We start from the raw sequence: 20,915 nt of genomic DNA, 5'->3' as shown, positions 1-20,915 counted from the left end.
CGAGACCGAAGTAGTTGCCGCCCAAGATCCTGATGCTGGAAGTGCATCTGAAGCACCATGCTGGTGTCAACGAGTACGGAAAAGAAGTCCATTGCGCGGGTGCCCGGCTGCCCCGCGCTCGAATAGGCACGGACGCTTCCGTCGATCATAGAGGCGAAAAGGTTTTGAAGAGAATGCCGGTTTATAGACGCCCGACCGGAACCAGCACGCAATTCGACCAATCGCTTCGGGGCGGTGAACTTGAGGCCACTTACAGCTCCGCCGGTCCGGAACATTCGGTCGCCCGAGACATCGATAACTTTTGGTACAAGGTTGCACGGCTAGCCTTGACCGAGCCCTCCCCGGGCGGCTACTTGCGTCGCCTGCGATGGGCTGGTGAGGTGCTCCAGGAACTGAGCAGTGCCGGCGCCGACGTATTCGCCATCACGCGCAAACATCTTTTGGCCGAGTGCAATGCTGTGGTTATCAACGAAGCAGATGGGCTCACCTATCTACGCGAGTGCTTCGATGCGTTGTTCGACCGCCTTCAGGTCTCCTATCTGGCGTTCGATATGCTGGCGGAAGATCACGATGCCTTCTTCGCCAGCTCCGAGGCGCGGTTGCAACGCCTGCGGGCGGACGGGGTCGACGCCATCGGCGACCTGATCTTCTTCAAGAAGGCGTTTCAAACGCGTTCCGGAATCTTGGTCTCGACCATCCACGGTGTTAAAGGCGCCGAGTTCGATGTGGTCATTGCTCACACGCTGCTTGAGGGGATGGTGCCGCACTTCAATGACGCCGCCGGGGACGACAGCGCGAAGAAGCTGCTATATGTCGTCGGATCACGGGCGCGGAAGAACCTCCACATGTTTTCTGAGACAGGTCGCTCAAGGGGGCGCGCGGCGACTACGCACCGACCCGACTGTTGGCAGCCTGCGTCTTTCCATACGACCCTCAGTAGGCTCAGGCAAAAGTCTTCTGCCCGACAGCGAGACCCGAACCGGGCCATCGGTTCGATTCGCAACTACGGAGGCCCCGAGAACTGAACTGCTGCAGGTTTCGGAGATAACTTGTTAGGGTTCGAAATGAAACCGGACGCCGACGACTGAGCGCACAGCCGGCAAGATGTACGAGACAGGGTGCACGCTCGCACCGACGTGTCGACTACAAATTGTTGATTTCCATGGAATACTGACCGCGCCAAGTGGGTCGCTACCCAGATAGAAATCAAAGCAATCGCAGCATTCCGTCGGCGCTCCTGTGGACGATCAGCCCCAGTCGGCCGGCCACAGGTTCGACGGCATCAAAAAGCGTGCTCCTTAGGCTGCCCCCCAGCTCATTGTGCAAGGTGATTAACAGATCGAGTGCCGGTCTGTTGCCGTGCGCCGCCAGGGCATTGGCCGCTGCATAGGGGACATTGGGTCGGCTGCATCGCGCGAAGCGTTCGACTTGCGCCAGCGACAGAAGCCTTCGCCTGCGCTGGAGTTCATCGATGGCGTTGCGAATTTTGTGTCCGTGCTCGTCCTCTTCATCATAGCGAGCGTCGTCCGGATCCTCGATGGCGCATACCAAGCTCTCCAAGCGGTCGACCGCTCGCATCGATCCAAGCCTAAGGGCAGAAGCTGCGAGCGAAAGGCTTTGGACCTCGGTGGCATCGCCCCGCTCCATCCATGTCTCAACCAAGTCCAGCCAAGCGTCCAGTGCGGGATGAGGTGGGGTCGGGCGGAGCGTACCGCTACCCGGGCTTGTCATTTCCAGGTCGAACAGCATGCCCATCCAGGCGCTGTGGGCGAAATCGACGGCCTCACGTGCATCGCTCACACGTTCGCTTATGGCATGGGCTGCCTGAACACCAAGATCGCGCGATGGATACTTGCCGAAGATGGAAATCGTGCCGCTCGCCAACTTAAGTTCCAGATTCGACAGGTTCTCGATCAGATATCGGAAGCTCGTCTCGTCGCCTTGGGCTGCTGCGTATATCCGAAGAAGGTTGTGAAGCGAGGTGGGGAGCACCTCGTCGTCAGCAACGACACGACAAAACTTCAGCCGGTCTGCTTCGTTACTCCTCAGCCTTGCGATGCGTCCGACGAGCTCTTCCCGCACGCCAATGCTCAGCTCCTCGTCACGTAAGTATCCAAGAAGTGTGGTTCCTGGATCCGGTGCGCTAGCTAGCGCATCCATGGCTGCCCACCGTTGGCAATAGTCGTCCGAGCGAACCGCCGCACGAACGAGCGGCCAAGCCCGCTGGTCAAGCGGCTCGCCGGCAATAGAAAAGGCCCGCAGCCTCAGTTCGTTCGACAGCGATTCGTCACAAGCGAGCGCAAGCACGAGTTCTACATCCACCCGGCTGCGATCAAGCGCACCCACTAGATCGCACAATCCCGCATGGGCCTCTTCGGAGGTCGCTGGATCTCGGATCATCTCCGCGTACATGCGGAGCGCGTCGTTGGCAATGCGGTCGATCGCAGGCTGCATGGAGTGCAGGTATGTGAAGCGGTCGACCCCTCGACGGAGACGTTGCGCCAGGATCTCACGAGTCAGGACCGGATCGTCGGCCCGGTACACGATCTCGCCCGCACCATGGTGCTCAAGCTCCCCATAACTCAGCAACGATCGGACTTCGGGAAGAAGCGGCTGTGAAAAGCCATCGACCAAAAGGCGCCCGATGTGTTCCCTCAGATGCCAGGAGGGCGATGTCCAAGCGGCAGCCAGTCGGCGGGCGACATCGTCCCTGAGAGCCGTATCAACCCTGGCGCCGTTGACAATACAGCGAGCGACCAGGCGCAGACCGGTGAAGAATGCATCGTCATCGCGCTCAAGCATGCTGCGGATGAGCTGTGTCGGGCTCTCATGCATCTCCAGTGCAAATTGGATGACCTGCGCCCAGGGACGCTGGATCGCATCGTCGATGCGCGCCGGCAGCTCCTGCGGATGCTCGCGCAGCAGGTGGCACGCGGCAAGATACTCCTGGACGATCGGGTAAGGAAACTGCAGCCGAATGCTGCTTTGCTTGCGCAGCAGCCCCTGGGTCTGCAGCCGTGCCAAGACGGCTTCCGGCGACTCGTCTCGGACGCCAATACGCGTCACGATGTCCAGCACCTCTCGCTCCGTAGTACCGATCTCCTGCGCCTGCAGTCGCGTGTAGGCCAGTGCTTCGACCACGCACCTCAGCGTAGAGCTGGAGACTGGTGCCGTTGTAAGCGTCTTGTGCTCATGGGGATTAAACAGCGTCTTCAGATAGCTCTCGATGAGGTCACCGCGCCCATTTGGCATCTTCATTTCTGGACCAGCAAGCACTAAGAGCATGCTGAGGAACAGCGGAATTCTGGCAAGGCGCTCCATGTCGGGGTATGCTTGAAGGCGACGCGAAAACTCCCAACTCTTCAGGCCCTCAATGCGCTCCTTGAGCGCGTCTGCGAAGCGCTCAATGTCGGACGTGTCCAAAGGCAGCAGTTCGATCATGCGCGCTTCGGAGGGTCCGGAAAGAACGGCAGGATCTCGCACCGTCAGCAGCCAAGGCACCAGGGGATAGCGCGCCGAGAGGATCGCAATGCGATCCAGCACGGCGCGACGGCGAGCAGATGGAATTTCGTCGAGGCCATCGAAAAGCAGTACGACTGCGCCTTGCTCGGCGAGCCGTGCCCAGTCGACACGCAGGTTGAGCGCGCGATTGGTCTCTTCTGCCAGAAACTCCAGGACGCTGGCGCCCTCCCTGGCAGCGAAGGTGCCGAGGGGTACAAGAACCGGCACATAGGGCGTGCGCGTGAGCCGCGATGCCACCGCGTTGAGTAGCGTCGACTTGCCATAGCCAGGACCCGCGACGATCACATATCGATCCACTTGCTGTGAGGGGAACCGCTGTAGATCAACATTCGATCGCTCGACAGTGGTATCCCAGCCGGGCGTCTCGTCCTCCAAGTCGCTTGGTCTTGCACGATCGAGGTCGCGCGTTCGGGGCCAGACAAAGAGCTCCTCGCTGGTACCGGAGATGCGCGTGCCAGGGATCTCAATGCGCGACAGTCGCTGCACGGTAGCTCGATAGGCGGGCAGCCCCCAATCCGCCGGTTCGGCAACCTCCACACCGAACTCGCTGGCGAGCCGACTGCGCAGTCCGGCTGCCAGGAAGAGCGCACGGCGTCGTGCACCTCCCGCAGCGACATCGCGGAGTGTGGACAGGAGTGTCTGAGGCAAGCTAAAAGCAGTGCCGAGGCGCCGTCGCTTGAATGCTTGCTCAATGTCGTCTACTGTCACCAACTCCACCGTCGTGCAGCGGAACAGCTCCAGCGCATCGGCGCGCCCCTCCATCGCCGTCTCGATGTCTGCAAGGACCGATGCCTGAAGCTTCGTAGCCCGTGCGATCCACTCCTTTGCGTCCTGTGACGTGGCTGCTAGTTCAGCCAAGTCGCGGATAGCACATGCCAGGCCGCCCGACTCGCCGAGCACAAGCACCAGACGGTCGTTGGCTCCGAAGTCTGCGCGTCGCGCCTGCGTCGCCAGATCACCCCACAAGGAGGACCACACCGGGCCAGACCGGCGCAACCGAAGCTTGACCTGTATAAATGCGCGGTGTCCGTCGGCGTGACGCACGACCAGATCATCCACTTCGGTCGGAGCTTCCAGTCGAACCTCGACGACTCTCTCGCGAGGGGGTGTGGGAGAAAGATCCAGAAGGTCCACCAGAGCCCGTGCAGCGACGGTGTTCTGGTAAAAGATTCCCGCCTGTGTCGTCGGGCCGCCCAATTCAGTCATGCGTGGACTTTAGCGCCACGGACGGTTCGGGAGCTCACATGTCTTGGCCTTGCTCACGGAAACAAAGGCATTCCGCTCAAATGGTGAAAGCCCCCTGATATAGCGATGCACGGTGCTCTCGGAGCGGTGCCCCGTTTGCCGTTGGATGGCCCAAGTGGGTACCCCCGCCTTTGCCGCGGCGGTCACCAACCCCGAACGCAGGCTGTGCGCCGAGAACCCACTCGGATCGAGACCGCAGTCACGCATTCGCCGCCGCATCACACCCCCAACTGCCGCTCCGCTCAACCCGCCTCCAGGCTTGCCATATCGATCCACCCTCCGAAAGAGCGGCATCGCTTCCATCTCCTCCTCGCCGCCCAGCCCACGCAGCCGCTGAATCCAGGCCTGCAATAGCTTGACCGGGCACATCCGCCCCGGCCCATGCGGCAACGCCACCACCCTGCCCTTGCCCTGCTGATCGGTTTTCGAGCGCACCAACGTCACTGTCACGCCTTGGGCATCGAGCGCGAGATCCTCAAGCTTCAGCCGCGCCAGTTCCGACCTCCTGAACCCTCCCGCGAAGCCCACCACCAGCAAGGCCCGGTCTCGCAGGTCTCTTACCGGATCCAAGTGCCTCTGCGGCTTGGCAAGCAGGCGCAGCATTTCGATGCTGATGGGCTTTGCCTGCTTCTGTGCCGATCCGTGGACCCGGCGGATCCCCCGCATGGTTGTCTGTACCAGTTCCGACCGCGTGGGCGACGATTTGCCAATAGTCGTGTGTGCGCTGGCAATCGCCGCCAGGCGCCGGTTCAGCGTGCTCGCCTTGACCTTGCCAGCGAAGGCCGCCAGGTACCGCGCCACCATTGCCGGCGTGGCAGGGATCCTTCCACCCCAGCTCCGGAAGTGCCTGAGGTCCCCGGCATAGGCCCGACGCGTGCTCTCGGCCACCGAACTGACAACGTAGTGATTGAACTTGGCATTGGCCTTCGCAGACTTGCGCGCGACAGACGCGCTCTTTGACGAATCGATGCGAACCTTCTTCATGGTGTTGCTCGCTTTGAGTTGATGTTTTGGGTTCCCAAGAAAGAGCAACGCCCGCATCGGCGGGCGTTGTCTAGAGATGCCACGGGGATGCCCATGGTCGTTGCGCGGGTTGACCTACTGGCGGTGCGTGTGTGCTCTCGGTGTGCTCACCACCACCGTCAGATACGCCGTCAGGTCCCCCACGGCCGGCCGGCTGCGCAGCCGGATGGTCAAGTGCATCGCTCCCGCTCCCAGCGCTTCGCCCAGGCTGCGCCCCAACCCGCGCACCACCCGCACGGTGAGCTGGTACTCCGAAGGCACCCACAGCACCAGGACCGCGCCCAGCGCCTGCTCCAGCCAGACCCCGCGGTGTTGGAGTTCCGCCAGGACTTCCACCATCGCCGCATCCAGCTGCGCGGGCTCGTCCAGCGGCTGCGTGAAAAGCTCCAGCTGCACCTGGCCGAAGTCCAGGGTTTCGACGACATCCGAGTGGTCCCAAGCGGCCTCGAGAACCGACAGGCCCTCCAGCACCGAGCGCTGCAGCGCCACATAGAACCATTGCAAGGGTGCCAACTCGGCGGGTTCGCGTAGCTCCGCGATGTCGACGCGCGCATCGATCGACTCGCAGAGGATGCCGAGCATCGACTCGCTGTCCGGCTTCGGGTGGTCGTGGGCACCGAGCACGACACCGATGACATGGGCATCCTGGCCCCATATGCGCCAGATCAGCAGCATGGCCGCTTCGATCTCGGCGGGTGTGGCGTCAAAACCAAAGGCCATGCACAGGATGCACGTGTCCTTGAGGTCGACCTGCTCGACCAGGGTGTCGACGTCGCCCTTGTCGATTTCGATGCAGACCGGCGCCTGCTTCAGAAGGTCCGCCAGCGGCGTGTGCAGCGGCGCATTGATGCGGGTGTGAAACTGCTGAACAAAGCGGCGGCCTGAGGCGCCAATGCCAATCATGCGGACAGCCGTGGTCGGCCCGCTGTCGGCGGGCGTGTGAAGAATATTCATGAGGGGTACCTGTGACGCCACGCGGACACGCGCGGCGGGAAAATGGAGAATGAACAAAAGACGAAGAGAAGAAACAGCAAAGGCGCCGGACCGGCCCTGTTGGCCAGCACGGCGCCTTCGCGAAAGGCTGTGGTCAGTGATGTGCTGTCGCTACGTCATGGACATCACCTTCAGCACTGGCTGTCCAGGCTCTCGGCCGTGAAGTTCTTGCCTTCGGTGCGTGTCAGATCACGCAGGCACACCGGCGTCTTGCTGCTGATCGCCTGGTCGAGCAGCGCGTAGTCCATGCGCCGCATCTGTCCGGCCTGCATCCAGACCGTATTTCCTTTGCCGGTGTGCAGGCACACGGCCTCTTCGCCGCAGGGCTCGTACTTCGTGATCAGCGACATCACGCTTTCCGGCCCCGTCCCCGCGGGCGCTACAACGGGTCCCGGAAGGGTAGAGGCTGCTGGGGCGGACGGCACAGGTTGAACCGCCATCCCCTTTACCCTGGCCGCAGCTTCGGCTTCGACCGCGCCCGGGCGGCAGTCTTCCAACTGGCCCTTGTCATCACGCAACGTGGACCACATCGAGTACGTGAACACGTCGGCATCTGAGGTTTTCTTCAGCCCGATCAAGCACACACGCGCGCCAGCCGTCAGGGTGCTGCGGGTCTTCTCACGGGATTCGTCGGTCGTGTTCGGCCCAGCCTTGATCATGTACAGCACGCGGCCCATGAGGTCATCGGCTTGCCCGACAAAGCAGAAAGCGTCTTGTCGGCGGCAGAACTCGGGATCCTTTTCCCACTTGAAGCCATCGATGGCGACCACCCTTCGCCAGTTGCCAGTGGCTGCCAGTCGGTCGATCTCTGCCTGCTTTTGCTGCTGCTCTTTGGCCGCCTGAGCTTTTGATTCAGCATTGCTCTTGGCCCGTTGCTCCGCGAAGGCCGCCACGCGCAAGTACTGAATCGAGCCGTCGACATCCACGTTGGTGCTCGCCACATACTCGTTGCTACCCTCCTCCTTCTGAACCTGGTAGGTCAGGGATTTGCGTATGGGCTCCTGAGTCAGTGGGACTGCGTTGCGCTGTTGGAGGTAGAGCACTTCATTGCGAACGATATCGGGGTAGAGCGCATCTCGCCGCCCCGAAAGCATCGCAAGAGCACCGAACAAGCTGGGATTCGGGTTGGAGATGAACTCGTTCATCTGCGCCACCTTCTCGGGCTGGATTTGCATGACAAAAGTCGTCTTGCAACTGCGCAGCTTCAGCTTGTCGTCGTAGGCCGTCACCGTTGGCGTTTCGAGCGTGAATGAGGCTAGATCCTTGCTTTTTGAAGGGTACTGCTTGAGGTGGGCGTCGTGAGCCTTGCCCACCATTTCAAGGATCATGCTTGTCACTTTGGGATCGTTGCAGGCCGGGGCCTCCGGAGCACACCCCGCCAGCAGAAATAGGGTTGCGAGCATGCATACCGAAAGCCATCGGCGGATAAGTCCGTGTGAATGTCTAAACATGGTCAAGTTACTCCTACGTTTCAGGTCGCGCGCTCGCAAGCGCTCTGTACTAGTTGTGGCTTCGATTTCATTAATGATGTATTTGAATATCTTTTATTTGCGCAAGAAGTCCTGCACTCGAGACGCGCAGCGATCTGTGCATCTGTGCGCGGCAAACCTCTAATGATATTCAAACACCGTGGTTTTAAACACATCTTTTTCCAACCATCGGTTGGATGCCAGCCTCCCCTGCCAAGTCTTCCATTCCTCCACTTCGTTTGATTTTTGCGAAAAATGTTCGGATGGCGCGCATCGCTGCGAACCTCTCCCAAGAGAAGCTGGCACTTGAATGCGGGCTCGACAGAACATTCATCGGAAGCCTGGAGCAAGGCATTCGCAACATTTCCATCGACAACATCGCGTTGATCGCTCAAGCGCTGAAGATCCCACCACATGAGTTGTTGCATCCGCAGTTGGCCGAACAACGTGGCTTCGATACGACCTTGACACGAGCACCGCGCTCCGCCAGCCGCCCTGCTGCAGTTCGGCGTCGAACGACTAAGCGTCGTTGACCTTCGATTTCGTAGTTGGCCGCTCATCGTACTCCTCTGGCAGCAGCAAGGTTGTGACGCTCCGATCTGCCTCAGTGATCAACCAGATGCGGTTGTCATCCACGTCGAGGCGCGGTGCTGACTGTGCTGCCTTGTGCCCTTCTTCGGGGGTATGCTGCAGCGGTAGTCGATAGACCGAGAGCACACGAAGGCCATGCGCGACAGCGTCTTCGTTGGTCTGCACATCTTCTGGGTCGATTTCGCCCCAGTCCCCGGTGACATGTTTGGCCAGCAGCACGAACGGGTTGCTGTTGGTGACGTGCATGAGCGCCAAGGCACCCGGTGTTGCGACAACGCGGCCCAGCGCAAAGCGCGGTGAACTGCCAGGCTTGAGAAATTTGCTCAGAAAGTCCTTCACTTGTATCTCCATAGGGAAAGAAGCGCCCATGCGGCAGCCGCACCGGGCCCCCAGGGGGCAAGGTGCAGCGGTCGAAAAAAGCGCGGGGGGATGAAACAAAAACGGCCGCCAAGGCCAGCGGCAAGCGGCAAGCGGCAAGCGGCAAGCGGCAAGCGGCAAGCGGCAAGCGGCAAGCGGCAAGCGGCAAGCGCTGGCTTGGCGGCCATCGAGGGCTACAGGCGGCGGTGCGCCTGTATACGGGCTAGGTGTTGCCTAGCTTGCGCCGGCAAGCCTAGCCGTGGATGAATTATACCACAAAAGTGACGAAATGTAACATTCTTAGGCCGGGCATGACCAATATTGGACGTTTTTTGGCCTGGTGGACGTGATCTACGCAGGGATCTCCCAATGCCCCGCGCTCAAGCGTCCTGGAGAGGGTCAAGTGCTCATTTGCAGGAAGGCGCCAGGCCCGCTCGGGCGGGGCCGGCTTGGCCTCCCCAGCAACACGCCAGGCCTACAGCCCAGGCCCAGCTACGTGGGCCGTGCCCGTATAAAGCGGGTCAAATTAGCCTAGCTGAGTGCAAGAAAAAAGGGGGAAAAAAGGGGGTAGAGCCCCTCATCGCCTGAAAGCCCGCATGGATACTGGGGTGGCGGCGGAGAGTGTGCCTGTAGATCTGAGGCTGGCCCAGACCTGATCGACAACGGTAGACGACAGCCTGACAAGCTCGAGGGTGAGGCCCCACTGCTGGCTGTGCAGTGCCTGCGCGCCACCCGCAAAAACTAACTCCCAACTGCTGATTCGCCTGTTTACCCGGGAACTCAAAGGCGCTCAAGTGCTTTTGTTAAGCTGGCTTGCGTGGGATCGAGGCCTAGGGGTAGCGAAGCATTAATTGGGTATGCCGCTGGGTACGAGTCAATATAATCGCCGACTGCAGGATAAAAATCCTTTTAAAATCAACAGGTTATCACAATTTATGAAAATTGCCACCTGGAACGTCAATTCCCTCACGGCCCGCCTGCAGCACGTGCTCGACTGGCTGATCGCCAATCCGGTCGACGTGCTCTGCCTGCAGGAGCTCAAGATGACCGACGACAAGTTCCCGCTCGAGGTGCTCAAGTCGGCCGGCTACGAAGCGGCCGTGTTCGGGCAGAAGACCTACAACGGCGTCGCCATCCTGAGCCTCGCGCCGGTGCGCGACGTGGTGAAGAACATCGGCGGCTTCACCGACGACCAGTCGCGCGTGATCGCCGCCACCGTCGAGACGCCGTCGGGCCCGCTGCGCGTGGTCAACGGCTACTTCGTGAACGGCCAGGCGCCGGGCTCCGACAAGTTCGAATACAAGATGAAGTGGCTGGACGCCCTGCGCGAATGGCTGCGGCAGGAATTGGTGGCGCATCCGAACCTGGTGCTGCTGGGCGACTTCAACATCGTGCTCGAAGACCGCGACAGCTTCGACCCCGTGGGCCTGAAGGAAACGATCCATCACACGACCGAAGAGCGCAACCATTTCAAGGCGTTGCTCGGCCTGGGCCTGACCGACAGCTTCCGCATGTTCGAGCAACCCGAGAAAAGCTATTCGTGGTGGGACTACCGCATGCTCGGCTACCAGAAGAACCGGGGCCTGCGCATCGACCACGTCCTGGTAAGCGAGCCGCTGGTACCGCGCGTGAAGGGCTGCGTCATCGATCGCGTGCCGCGCAAATGGGAGAAGCCGAGCGACCACGCCCCCGTGGTGCTCGACTTGGACCAGGGCGCTTGAGCGCCAACACGATGACCAGGCACCTGCTTTTGCGGACCGGCCGCACCCTTGGAATCTTCGTCATCGCTCTGACGCTGGGCGCCTGCTCGATCCTCAAGCCCGCCGAGAAGACGGAAAACGGCAAGAGCGCCACATCGCCCACGGATGAAACGACACCGCCGGGCAAGAGCGACGTGCCGACGGTGCGCCTGATCACCGCGCAGACGCCCGCCGTGCGCGCCTACCGCAAGACCGGCGCGCGCCAGATCTACAAGGCGTATGCGAACCGGATCTACAAGGGAAAGATTCCGCCGCTGGTCTACGCCGTGGTGGTGGTCGAGACAGACATCGATGCGGATGGCAAGGTCGTCAACGTGAGCTTCAGCCGCGTGCCAAGCCACGCGCCGGAAGTACCGCCGATGATCGCCGAGCTCATCAAGGCGGTGTCGCCGCTGCCTTCGCCCGGCAAGCTGGGCGGCCATACGTATGTCGACACCTGGCTCTGGGACAAGAGCGGGAAGTTCCAGCTCGATTCGCTGACGCTGGGTCAGCGAAGCAGATAACACCCGAGGCGCGATGCCTCGGGCCCGCTTTCACTCGATGCCCAGCTCCTGGATCTTCCGGGTGATGGTGTTGCGCCCGATGCCCAGCTTCTGAGCAGCCTCGATGCGGCGGCCCCGGGTGTTGGCGAGCGCGGTGAGGATCAGCCGCGACTCGAAGCGGCGCGAGAGCGCATCCCACACGTCGGTGCGGCCGGCGGCCAGCAAGGCCTGGGCTTCGAGCTCCAGGCCGCTTTCCCAACTGCTCACACCGACTGGGGCTTCCGCCGCTTCGGGTACGGCAGTCGCCGATGCGGATTCGCGTTCGACATTCACCGGCAACGGCGCAACCTGTGCATGCGCAGTTGTCGCCGGCACCACCGCCTCGGTCCCCTGCCCTTCGGCGGCCGCAGCCATCACTTCGGGCGGCAGGTCCTTGGCTTCGATCAACTGCGCGGGCGCCATCACGGTCAGCCAGTGGCAGATGTTTTCGAGCTGGCGCACGTTGCCCGGAAAGCCGAAGGCCGCGAGCTTCGCCAGCGCGGCGTCGGAAATGCGCTTGGGCTCGACGCCGAGCTGCCGCGCACTCACCTGCAGGAAGTGGCGTGTGAGCGCGGGCACGTCCTCGCCGCGCTCACGCAGTGCCGGCAGGCGCAGGCGGATCACGTTGAGGCGGTGGAACAGGTCTTCGCGGAAGCCGCCGAGCTTCACGCGCTGCTCCAGGTCCTGGTGGGTGGCCGCAATCACGCGCACGTTGGCCTTGACCGAGTTGTGGCCGCCCACGCGGTAGAAATGGCCGTCGCTCAGCACGCGCAGGAGACGCGTCTGCAGGTCGAACGGCATGTCGCCGATTTCGTCGAGAAAGAGCGTGCCGCCCTCGGCCTGCTCGAAGCGGCCGCGCCGCATGGTCTGCGCGCCGGTGAAGGCGCCGCGCTCGTGGCCGAAGAGTTCGCTCTCGAGCAGGTCCTTCGGGATCGCCGCGGTGTTGATGGCCACGAAGGGCCCGTTGGCGCGCGGCGAATGCTTGTGCAGCGCACGCGCCACCAGTTCCTTGCCCGAGCCCGATTCGCCGGTGATGAGCACCGTGACATTGCTCTGCGAGAGCCGGCCGATGGCGCGGAACACGTCCTGCATCGCGGGCGCCTGGCCGAGCATTTCGGGGGCGGCGACCATGCGCTCTTCGGAGACTTCCTCGCGCTGGCTTTCGTCGACTGCGCGGCGGATGAGTTCAACCGCGCGCGGCAGGTCGAAGGGCTTGGGCAGGTATTCGAAGGCGCCGCCCTGGAAGGCCGAGACGGCGCTGTCGAGGTCGGAGAACGCCGTCATGATGATGACGGGCAGGCCGGGGTGCTTGGCCTTGATCTTGTCGAGCAGGTCGAGCCCGGAGCCGCCGGGCATGCGGATGTCGCTCACCAGGACCTGGGGACCCTGCTGCTCGTCGTCGTCGGCTTGCTCCAGGGCCGCGAGCACCTCGCGCGTGTTCGTGAAACTGCGCGTGGGCAAGTCTTCGCGCAGCAAGGCCTTCTCGAGCACGAAGCGGATCGATTGGTCGTCATCAACTATCCAGATCGGCTTCATGCATCTCCTTGTTGCCGTGCTGCGCTAGGGCAGCGGTATCAGTATCTTGAAATCGGTCCGGCCCGGGACGCTGTCGCACTCGATCACGCCGTGATGCTGTTGCACAAAAGTTTGCGCAAGGGTCAGCCCCAGGCCTGTTCCGCCTTCCCTGCCCGATACGAGCGGGTAGAAGATGCGGTCCTTGATCGTGTCCGGCACACCCGGTCCATTGTCGATGACATGCAATTCCAATGCCAATCGATACCACTGCTTGTTGAATATCACCTGGCGCGCGATGCGGGTCCTGAAAGTGATCTGCGCATCGCCCGCTGCGCGGCGCTCCGCGAGGGCCTGCGCGGCGTTGTGCACGATGTTGAGGGTGGCCTGGATGAGCTGCTCGCGATCGCCGCGGAACTCGGGGATCGACACGTCGAAATCGCGCTCGATGTGCAGGTCGCGCGGAAACTCCGCAAGGATCACCGAGCGCACGCGCTCGCAGACTTCATGGATGTTGACGTCGCCCACCACGTGCGGCCGACGGTGCGGTGCCAATAGCCGGTCGACCAGCGTCTGCAGCCGGTCGGCCTCGTGGATGATGACCTGCGTGTATTCGATGAGGTCGCGCGACTCGACCTCCATCTGCAGCAGCTGCGCCGCGCCGCGAATGCCGCCGAGCGGGTTCTTGATCTCGTGCGCGAGATTGCGGATGAGTTCCTTGTTGGCCTGCGCCTGGTCGATCAAGCGCTCCTCGCGGTCCTGCCGCACCTGCTGTTCGAGCGGCGACATCTCGATGATGAGTTCGCCCTTCTTGTCGCCGTGCGCAAGCGTGACCTGCACCGGCATCAGCTCGTGGTTGACGCGGCGCAGAAAGGCTTCGTAGCGCAGCGTGGCGAAGTCGTTGCTGCTGGCGCCATCGATGGCGGTGCGCAGCACCTGCGGCTCGTGAAAGCAGGCGCCGAACTGCGAGCCTTCGAGCGTGCGCCGCGAGGTGCCCAGTGCGTCTTCGAGGCCCGCGTTGGCGAACAGCACGGAGCCGTCGCTGTTGACCACCGCGATCAGTGTGGACAGCAGGTCGAAGGTCTGAAAGCGCGTGTTGGCGCCGACCGCCTTCTTCCCGAATGCCATGCGATTACTGGGGTTTGTTGGTCGGCAACCGGCCGATTTCCCGGCGAATGCCTGCGATGTCGCTCTCGTTGCGCGCGAGTTCGGCCTTCATTTCGGCCACGCGGTCGAGGTACTTCTGGTAGTTGCGGCCTTCGCTGCCCTGCTTTTCGGGCTCGCCGTTGTTGTATTCCTTCTGCAGCTCGGCCTGGCGGGCCTCGGCCTTCTTGAGCTCGGACTCGAGCACCGAGCGGGCTTCGCCATCCCTGGCGCGCTGGTCGACGCCTTCGACGCGCGGGCTGCCGGCCGGAGCACGCGCAGCGGAAGCGCCCGACGAGCCGCCCGACGACTTCGTCGTGCCGCCGCCGCCCTGGACGACGGTGACATTGCCGCCCTCCATGACCTTGCAGCCCTTCTGCTGGGCGATGGTGGCGTTGTTGGTGTATTCATTGCCGCAGCGCCACACGCGCTCCTGCGAGGACGCCGGCAGGGCGGCCAACAATGAACCGGCCAGGAAAATGAGAGAAGCAGTCTTCATGTGAATCGGTGGGTGGCGCGACAAAGGCGCATTTTCATGCAATTCCGCGCCACCGGTGACAAGATGTTCCGCGTCAAGGAAAAAGGACGGCCGAGGCCGTCCTTTTGTCTTACTTCCCCGTGAGGGGCTCGCTTTACAGCGAGTAGTACATGTCGAACTCGACGGGGTGCGTCGCCATGCGGAAGCGCGTGACTTCCTGCATCTTCAGTTCGATGTACGCATCGATGTACGCATCGGTGAACACGCCGCCCTTGGTCAGGAACGCACGGTCCTTGTCCAGGTATTCCAGGGCCTGGTCGAGGCTGTGGCACACGGTCGGGATCAGCGCGTCTTCTTCCGGCGGCAGGTGGTACAGGTCCTTGCTGGCGGCTTCGCCCGGGTGGATCTTGTTTTCCACGCCGTCGAGACCGGCCATCAGCAGCGCAGCGAAACCGAGGTACGGGTTCATCAGCGGATCGGGGAAGCGCGCTTCGACGCGGCGGCCCTTGGGGTTGGCAACGAACGGGATGCGGATCGAGGCCGAGCGGTTCTTGGCCGAGTAGGCCAGCTTCACCGGAGCTTCGAAGCCGGGCACCAGGCGCTTGTAGCTGTTGGTGCCGGGGTTCGTGATGGCGTTCAGGGCACGGGCGTGCTTGATGATGCCGCCGATGTAGTGCAGCGCGAAGTCCGAGAGACCCGCATAGCCGTCGCCAGCGAACAGGTTCTTGCCGTCCTTCCAGACGGACTGGTGCACGTGCATGCCGGAGCCGTTGTCGCCGACGATGGGCTTGGGCATGAAGGTGGCGGTCTTGCCGTAGGCATGGGCCACGTTGTGGATCACGTACTTCTGCAGCTGGACCCAGTCGGCGCGCTGGACCAGCGTGCTGAACTTGGTGCCCAGTTCCATCTGGCCGGCGTTGGCCACTTCATGGTGATGCACTTCGACCGGGATGCCGAGGGCTTCGAGCACCAAGCACATTTCCGAGCGCATGTCCTGGAAGCTGTCGACCGGGGGAACCGGGAAATAGCCGCCCTTGACCGCTGGACGGTGGCCGGTGTTGCCGTGCTCGTATTCCTTGTCGGTGTTCCACGAGGCTTCTTCGGAATCGATCTTCACGAAGCAGCCCGACATGTCGTTCTTCCAGCGGACGCCGTCGAACACGAAGAATTCGGGTTCCGGACCGAAGAAGGCGGTGTCGCCCAGGCCCGAAGCCTTCATGTACGCCTCGGCGCGCTTGGCGAGCGAACGCGGATCGCGCTCGTAGGCCTTGCCGTCTGCCGGGTCGATCACGTCGCAGGTCAGGATCAGCGTCGTTTCTTCGAAGAAGGGGTCGATGTTGGCGGTGTTGGGGTCGGGCATGAGCTGCATGTCCGAAGCTTCGATCCCCTTCCAGCCAGCGATGGACGAGCCGTCGAACGCGTGGCCCGAGGTGAATTTGTCTTCATCGAAAGCCGAGACCGGCACGGTGACGTGCTGCTCTTTGCCACGGGTGTCGGTGAAGCGGAAGTCGATGAACTTGACCTCGTTTTCCTTGACGAGCTTGAGTACATCGGCGACGGTCTTTGCCATCAGTTTCTCCTGAGTTGGATGGTGGTTAGGAATACGGGAACGAAGGATGCAGTTTCTGTGCCATTGTCGCCTCACGGAATGAGACTTTATGGACGGATGCACCGCTTAAATACGTGCGGGATATCACCAAATAGGTGCATTAACTTTTAACGCACCAATTCTGGGCCAAGCTTGGCATCGAAAGTGTGCAACCCTTCGATCAGTTGGGTATAGGCGGCATCGAGCCGGCCAGGATCGCCTTTGACGCCCAACTCGATGTGACGGCCATACTGAGGGTGATCGACGCTGGGCAGGCTGAACACCTTGATGCCTGCATGAGCTTCCTCGATGGCCTGCATCAGGGGCGTGAGGGTGGCTTCCATCGCACCGAAAACGATCACGGACTTCTCGGCGATGGCGTTGCGGGTGAAAAGGTCGGCATAACGGCTGTCGAGCACCGATTCGATCATCGGCCAGGCCATGACCGGGAAACCCGGCACGAAATGCACATGGTCGACGCTGAAGCCCGGAATCTTGTTGTACGGGTTGCGGATGATCGTCGCGCCCTGCGGAAACACGCCCATGTTCAGGCGGTGGATGTTGTCGGGCCGGTCGGGCTCGTAGACCACGCCCTGCTCCTTCGCCGTGTCCTGCATGCGCTCGCGGATCAGCACTTCGGCTTCGGGGTGCAGCGCGAGCGGCACGCGCAGGGCCTTGGCGGCGCACTGGCGGGTGTGGTCGTCGGGCGTGGCGCCAATGCCGCCGGTCGAGAACACGATGTCGCCCGAGGCGAAGGCGCGCATCAGCGCCGCGGTGATCCGGGTGGGCTCGTCGCCCACGTATTCCGCCCAGCCCAGCTGCAGGCCGCGCGCGGCGAGCAGTTCGATGACCTTGGGCATGTGCTTGTCGGCGCGCTTGCCGGAGAGGATCTCGTCGCCGACGACGATGAGACCGAATGCGCGTGTCATGGTGAACCCCATTGAGAAAGAGCAGCCTGGTTGGCTTCGGCCGTCTCGAGGGCGGGCGTGCCGCCTTCGGCCGAGGCCAGCGCCGCGGCACGCTGCATGCGCAGCTGGGCCAGGGCATCGAGGCAATAGTGCGCGAACCAGAGCGCGGAAAAGGCGAAGACCAGCGTGTAGATCCAGATGGCGATCGGCACCAGCACGAAGAAGGCGGCGGCGAACAGCAGGCCCGAGGCCCAGACGATGCTCGGCGCGGCGCCCAGGTAACCGCACAACACGCCGATGCACAGGAGCGGCAGTCGGTGCGTGCGCAGCAGCGTGGCGCGCTCCTCGGGACTCGCGTGCTCGGCCAGCGCATCGAAGCTCATGACGCGGTAGGTGAGCCAGCCCCAGATCAGCGGCGGAAGGATGAGCACCAGCGGCGGAATGAGCCAGAGCGGCATCGAGACCACCAGCGCCACCAACGCGAGGAGGGTCACGCCCAGGGAACGGGCCACGCTGCCGAGGAAGGAGGCGCCCTTCTTCTGCTCCAGCGAGGGAAAGCGGCGTTCGCCCACCAGCTTGGTCAACGCCGGGGACATCAGCCCCGCCACGATCAGCAGCGACACGACCACGATCAGCGGCGTGGCGGCGAACACCACCACCATCGATGCCAGCACGGAGGTGATGTCGCTGGAGAAAAGTCGCCCGATCCAGGCCCAGAAGCTGGAGAGCAGTGGCCAGGCGTCGAGCACGCCGCGCGTCCAGGCCACAGCCGATTCCCAATAAAAGTAGCCCAGGCCGGCCGCCAGCAGCACCATCAGGCCCAGCGGCAGCAGCGACAGCACGATCACGCGCGGCAGCATGCAGTAGGCGACCGCGCGCCAGAAGGAGTCGAGGAGCAGGCGCATGAGGCAGCGAGGATAACGCCTGGGATCGGCCGCGGGGCGATTCCGGCGGTGAATCAGCCGTGGCCGACCATGCGTTTGAGGCCCAGCCACTGCTGCGCCCAGAAGCCCCGGCCGTAGTCGCGCGTGCGGCCGCCCTCGTCGGGCTCAACCTGGTCGCGGATGCCGGTCGGGTCGTAGCGGTCCTCGAAGTTCGCGGTGTGGAACAGCATGTCCCACCACGGCAGCAACACGCCGAAGTTGTGGCCGCCCAGCGTGCTCTTGCCGTGCGACTCGTGGCCGAGGCCGATGCTGTGGTGCAGCCGGTGAAAGCGCGGGCTGATCCACAGCCGCTCGCCGATGGCGCCGAAGCTGAGCTTCAGGTTCGCATGCTGCAGGCTCTCGCTCAGCTGCGTGAAGGCCACGAAGGCGATGAACTGCCCGGGCGCCACGCCGATCAGCTGCGCCACGATGACGATGAGCGTGTCGTGGATCACGTCGTCGAGCAGGTGGTTGCGGTCGTCGCTCCACATCGTCATCTGGCGCTGCGAGTGGTGCAGCGAATGCAGGCCCCACCACCAGTTGAACTGGTGCTGGCCGCGGTGGATCCAGTAGCCGACGAAGTCGAGCACCACGAGGTAGATGGCGAAAGCCACCACCGGCACGTCGGTCACGCCGGGCCAGACCTCGTCGAGGTGGAAGGTGCCCCACCCCGCCGTGCGCAGGCTCCCCAGCGCGTCGTCGAAGAAAGGCTGCAGCGTGAAGAACAGCGCCAGGCGGAACAGCCCGAGCCGGTGGATCAGCGTGTAGAGCACGTCGATGCGGATCGCATGGCGATCGACCACCGGCTCCACCGAGCGCCAGCGCTGCAGCGGCCCGATCACCGCGAGCAGCACGACGATCTGGATGAAGCCGACCAGCAGCCAGCCGGTCGCGTCGAAGGCGTCCTCGGTCCAGCCGCCCAGGCCGACGGCGTACACCAGCGGCTGCACCGCCGCCTCGAAGAACCAGCCCTGAAGGGCGGAGAAAAGGTCCGTCAACCAGTCGATCACGGCAGAGGTCTCAGGGGTGGGATGCGATCCAGGCACGGTAGTCGGGGTGCTGGCGCAGGGTCTGGAAGCAGAAGCCCTTGGCCTTCAGGCCGACGATCAGCGGCTCGAGGTTGGCCGGCGCCCACGGGTCCTTGCGCGACCAGATGCCCAGGTGCGCGAGCAGGATGTCGCCGGGGCGGATGGTGTCCAGCGCCTGCGTCAACAGCTTCTCGTTGCTGAACTTCTCGCTTGGCAACTCGTCGCCGAGGAAGCCCGCGGGCGCCCAGCCCACGTGCTCGAAGCCGCAGGCCTTGGCCGCCGCCAGCAGCTTGGGCGAGGTCTTGCCGCCCGGTGCGCGGTACAGCGGCAGCGGCTTCTTGCCGGTGATGAGTGCCAGGCGGTCGGAAGCCTTGCTGATGTTGGCGCAGTACTCGGCGGCGGTCCAGGTGAACTCGCGGCCGGCGAACGCGCCCGCCGAGGGCTTCACGCGGAAGGTCGGCGTGGTGCCCTTCAGATCGGCGCGCCAGTAGGTGTGGTCGTAGGTGTGCGAGGCGAACTCGTTGCCCTCGGCCGCCCTCGCCTTCCACCAGGGTGCCCAGTGGTTGTCGAGGCTGTCGCCATCGGTCGTGGTGCGCTCGGCGGCGGCAAAGAAAGTGACGCGCACGTCCTGCCGTTTGAGCACCTCGGCCACCAGCGGTGCGATGCCCATGTGGCCGGTGTCGAAGGTCAGGTAGACCGGCTTTTCGCAGGTGCCGCCCTGCGCCCAGGCGGCGGGGACGACGGCGACGGCCATCGCCAGCGCGACGGCCCGGCTAGATGCGCTTGGCATGGTCGAGGGTCCAGACGCCGTGGGGCGAACGGCCGACGTTGACTTGCCGCACCACCTTCTGCGTGGCCAGGTCGACCACGGTGAGCTTCTTGGCCCAGCGCGAGGTGACGTAGAGCGTCTTGCCGTCGGCCGACACGTCCATGCAGTCAGGGCCACCGGGCACCGCGTAGGTCGCGCTGACCTTCAGCGTCGCGATGTCGATGCGGCTGATGGTGTTGGCCACCCGGTTGCTCACGAACACGCTCTTGCCGTCGCCGGCCGAGCGGAAAGCGTGGGCGCCCTTGCCGGTGGGGATCTTGCCGACCAGCTTGGGCTCGGTGCCGGCCACATCGAACACCTGCACACCGTCGCTGCCGGTCAGGCCCACGAGCAGGGTCTTGTCGTTGTGGATGCCATAGATGTCGGCGGGCATGGCGCCGGTGGCCACGCGCCAGCGGATGGTCTGCGTGGGCAGGTCGACGGCGATCATCTCGTCGCTGTCCTGCATCGTCACGTAGGCGATGGTGCTGGTGTTGTCGATCCAGATGTGGCTGGGCGTCTTGCCCGAGGCGATGCGCTTGGCGAGCTTGAGGTCCTTGCCGTCCCAGCGGTACACGTCCACGTGGTTCAGCCGGTTGCCCGCGGTGACGAACCACTTCATGTCGCGCGAGAACTGCAGCTGGTACGGATCGATGATGCCGTAGACCACCCGCTGCACTTCCGCCGTCTTCGGGTTGAGGAAAGTGAGCGAATCGCCCGCCGAGTTGGCCACGATGACCGACTTCTCGTCCGGCGTCATGTAGATGTGGTGCGGCTCCTTGCCGGTGGGAATGCGCAGCTTCTCGGTCCAGTCGACCGGGTTGATCACGCTGACGTTGGCGTCCAGCGAGTTGAGCACGAAGATGGGGGGAGGTTCGGCCGGCGCGGCGATGGCGGTGTGGGCCATCAAGGCGGTCAGGCAGGAAAACAGGAAGGCCGCGATGCGGCCGTTCGGGCGGGCTGGGAGTCGCAAGGGAAGGTTCCGGGAAAGAGCTGAGGATCTTAACGGCCGGCCCTGAAGGCTGGCTGACCGCTCCGGCCCTGTT

18 protein-coding genes are annotated in these 20,915 nt (G+C 63.2%); 4 read left to right on the top strand and 14 right to left on the bottom strand.

Features of this window, described 5'->3' with window-relative positions; all coding sequences use genetic code 11:
- Positions 1–14: 14 nt before the first annotated feature.
- Entirely contained in the window at positions 15–1,025 is a 1,011-nt protein-coding gene (locus ACSFA7_RS33200) for a 3'-5' exonuclease (protein ID WP_435503298.1), read from the top strand.
- Between the two features lie 181 nt (positions 1,026–1,206).
- Here the strand turns inward: ACSFA7_RS33200 and ACSFA7_RS33195 are convergent, their stop codons facing one another.
- The 4 genes from ACSFA7_RS33195 to ACSFA7_RS33180 form a co-directional block, all read right to left on the bottom strand.
- Positions 1,207–4,728 (bottom strand): NACHT domain-containing protein, encoded by a 3,522-nt coding sequence (locus ACSFA7_RS33195; RefSeq protein WP_435503297.1) that lies wholly within the window; start codon positions 4,726–4,728, stop codon positions 1,207–1,209.
- 9 nt (positions 4,729–4,737) lie between these two features.
- Positions 4,738–5,751, bottom strand: a complete 1,014-nt coding sequence (locus ACSFA7_RS33190; RefSeq protein WP_435503296.1) for a site-specific integrase — start codon at positions 5,749–5,751, stop codon at positions 4,738–4,740.
- A gap of 114 nt (positions 5,752–5,865) precedes the next feature.
- Entirely contained in the window at positions 5,866–6,744 is an 879-nt protein-coding gene (locus tag ACSFA7_RS33185) for a hypothetical protein (RefSeq protein ID WP_435503295.1), read from the bottom strand.
- Positions 6,745–6,914: 170 nt separating this feature from the next.
- On the bottom strand, positions 6,915–8,120 hold the full coding sequence (locus tag ACSFA7_RS33180; RefSeq protein WP_435503294.1) for a hypothetical protein: 1,206 nt from the start codon (positions 8,118–8,120) through the stop codon (positions 6,915–6,917).
- Positions 8,121–8,449: 329 nt separating this feature from the next.
- On the opposite strand from ACSFA7_RS33180, the gene ACSFA7_RS33175 reads away from it, so the two are divergent.
- Positions 8,450–8,785 (top strand): helix-turn-helix domain-containing protein, encoded by a 336-nt coding sequence (locus tag ACSFA7_RS33175; RefSeq protein WP_435503293.1) that lies wholly within the window; start codon positions 8,450–8,452, stop codon positions 8,783–8,785.
- On the opposite strand, the gene ACSFA7_RS33170 is transcribed toward ACSFA7_RS33175, so the two are convergent.
- Positions 8,772–9,182, bottom strand: coding sequence for a type I restriction endonuclease subunit M (locus tag ACSFA7_RS33170; RefSeq protein WP_435503292.1), 411 nt, complete (start codon positions 9,180–9,182; stop codon positions 8,772–8,774). The genes ACSFA7_RS33175 and ACSFA7_RS33170 overlap by 14 nt on opposite strands.
- Positions 9,183–10,135: 953 nt before the next feature.
- Between ACSFA7_RS33170 and xth the strand changes: the two genes are divergently transcribed.
- Entirely contained in the window at positions 10,136–10,921 is a 786-nt protein-coding gene (gene xth, locus ACSFA7_RS33165; protein ID WP_435503291.1) for an exodeoxyribonuclease III, read from the top strand.
- An 11-nt stretch (positions 10,922–10,932) separates the two neighbouring features.
- On the top strand, positions 10,933–11,463 hold the full coding sequence (locus tag ACSFA7_RS33160; protein WP_435503290.1) for a hypothetical protein: 531 nt from the start codon (positions 10,933–10,935) through the stop codon (positions 11,461–11,463).
- Between the two features lie 30 nt (positions 11,464–11,493).
- Here ACSFA7_RS33160 and ntrC read toward each other — a convergent pair whose 3' ends face one another.
- The 9 genes from ntrC to ACSFA7_RS33115 all read right to left on the bottom strand — a co-directional run bounded on the left by ntrC (position 11,494) and on the right by ACSFA7_RS33115 (position 20,842).
- Positions 11,494–13,017: a nitrogen regulation protein NR(I) gene (gene ntrC / locus ACSFA7_RS33155; protein ID WP_435503289.1), complete on the bottom strand. Its 1,524-nt coding sequence runs from the start codon at positions 13,015–13,017 to the stop codon at positions 11,494–11,496.
- A 24-nt stretch (positions 13,018–13,041) separates the two neighbouring features.
- Positions 13,042–14,121, bottom strand: a complete 1,080-nt coding sequence (glnL, locus tag ACSFA7_RS33150; protein WP_206178030.1) for a nitrogen regulation protein NR(II) — start codon at positions 14,119–14,121, stop codon at positions 13,042–13,044.
- Positions 14,122–14,125: 4 nt separating this feature from the next.
- On the bottom strand, positions 14,126–14,635 hold the full coding sequence (locus ACSFA7_RS33145) for a hypothetical protein (RefSeq protein ID WP_435503288.1): 510 nt from the start codon (positions 14,633–14,635) through the stop codon (positions 14,126–14,128).
- Between the two features lie 133 nt (positions 14,636–14,768).
- Positions 14,769–16,184, bottom strand: a complete 1,416-nt coding sequence (gene glnA, locus ACSFA7_RS33140) for a type I glutamate--ammonia ligase (protein WP_206178028.1) — start codon at positions 16,182–16,184, stop codon at positions 14,769–14,771.
- 146 nt (positions 16,185–16,330) lie between these two features.
- Entirely contained in the window at positions 16,331–17,131 is an 801-nt protein-coding gene (locus ACSFA7_RS33135; protein WP_435503287.1) for a competence/damage-inducible protein A, read from the bottom strand.
- Positions 17,128–18,015: an EI24 domain-containing protein gene (locus ACSFA7_RS33130; RefSeq protein WP_435503286.1), complete on the bottom strand. Its 888-nt coding sequence runs from the start codon at positions 18,013–18,015 to the stop codon at positions 17,128–17,130. Before ACSFA7_RS33130 ends, ACSFA7_RS33135 begins: the two co-directional genes overlap by 4 nt.
- Positions 18,016–18,068: 53 nt before the next feature.
- Positions 18,069–19,043, bottom strand: coding sequence for a sterol desaturase family protein (locus ACSFA7_RS33125; RefSeq protein WP_435503285.1), 975 nt, complete (start codon positions 19,041–19,043; stop codon positions 18,069–18,071).
- A 10-nt stretch (positions 19,044–19,053) separates the two neighbouring features.
- Positions 19,054–19,851, bottom strand: coding sequence for a polysaccharide deacetylase family protein (locus ACSFA7_RS33120; RefSeq protein ID WP_435503284.1), 798 nt, complete (start codon positions 19,849–19,851; stop codon positions 19,054–19,056).
- Positions 19,835–20,842 carry a YncE family protein gene (locus tag ACSFA7_RS33115; RefSeq protein ID WP_435503283.1) on the bottom strand — a complete coding sequence of 336 codons (1,008 nt, stop codon included), beginning with the start codon at positions 20,840–20,842 and terminating at the stop codon, positions 19,835–19,837. Before ACSFA7_RS33115 ends, ACSFA7_RS33120 begins: the two co-directional genes overlap by 17 nt.
- Positions 20,843–20,915 lie beyond the last annotated feature (73 nt).

The sequence above is a fragment of the Variovorax trehalosi genome, assembly GCF_051216415.1.
In the GTDB taxonomy this organism is placed as follows: Bacteria; Pseudomonadota; Gammaproteobacteria; order Burkholderiales; family Burkholderiaceae_C; genus Variovorax.
The sequence above is the reverse complement of the archived record's forward strand: the minus strand, read 5'-3'. Positions and strand labels throughout refer to the sequence as shown.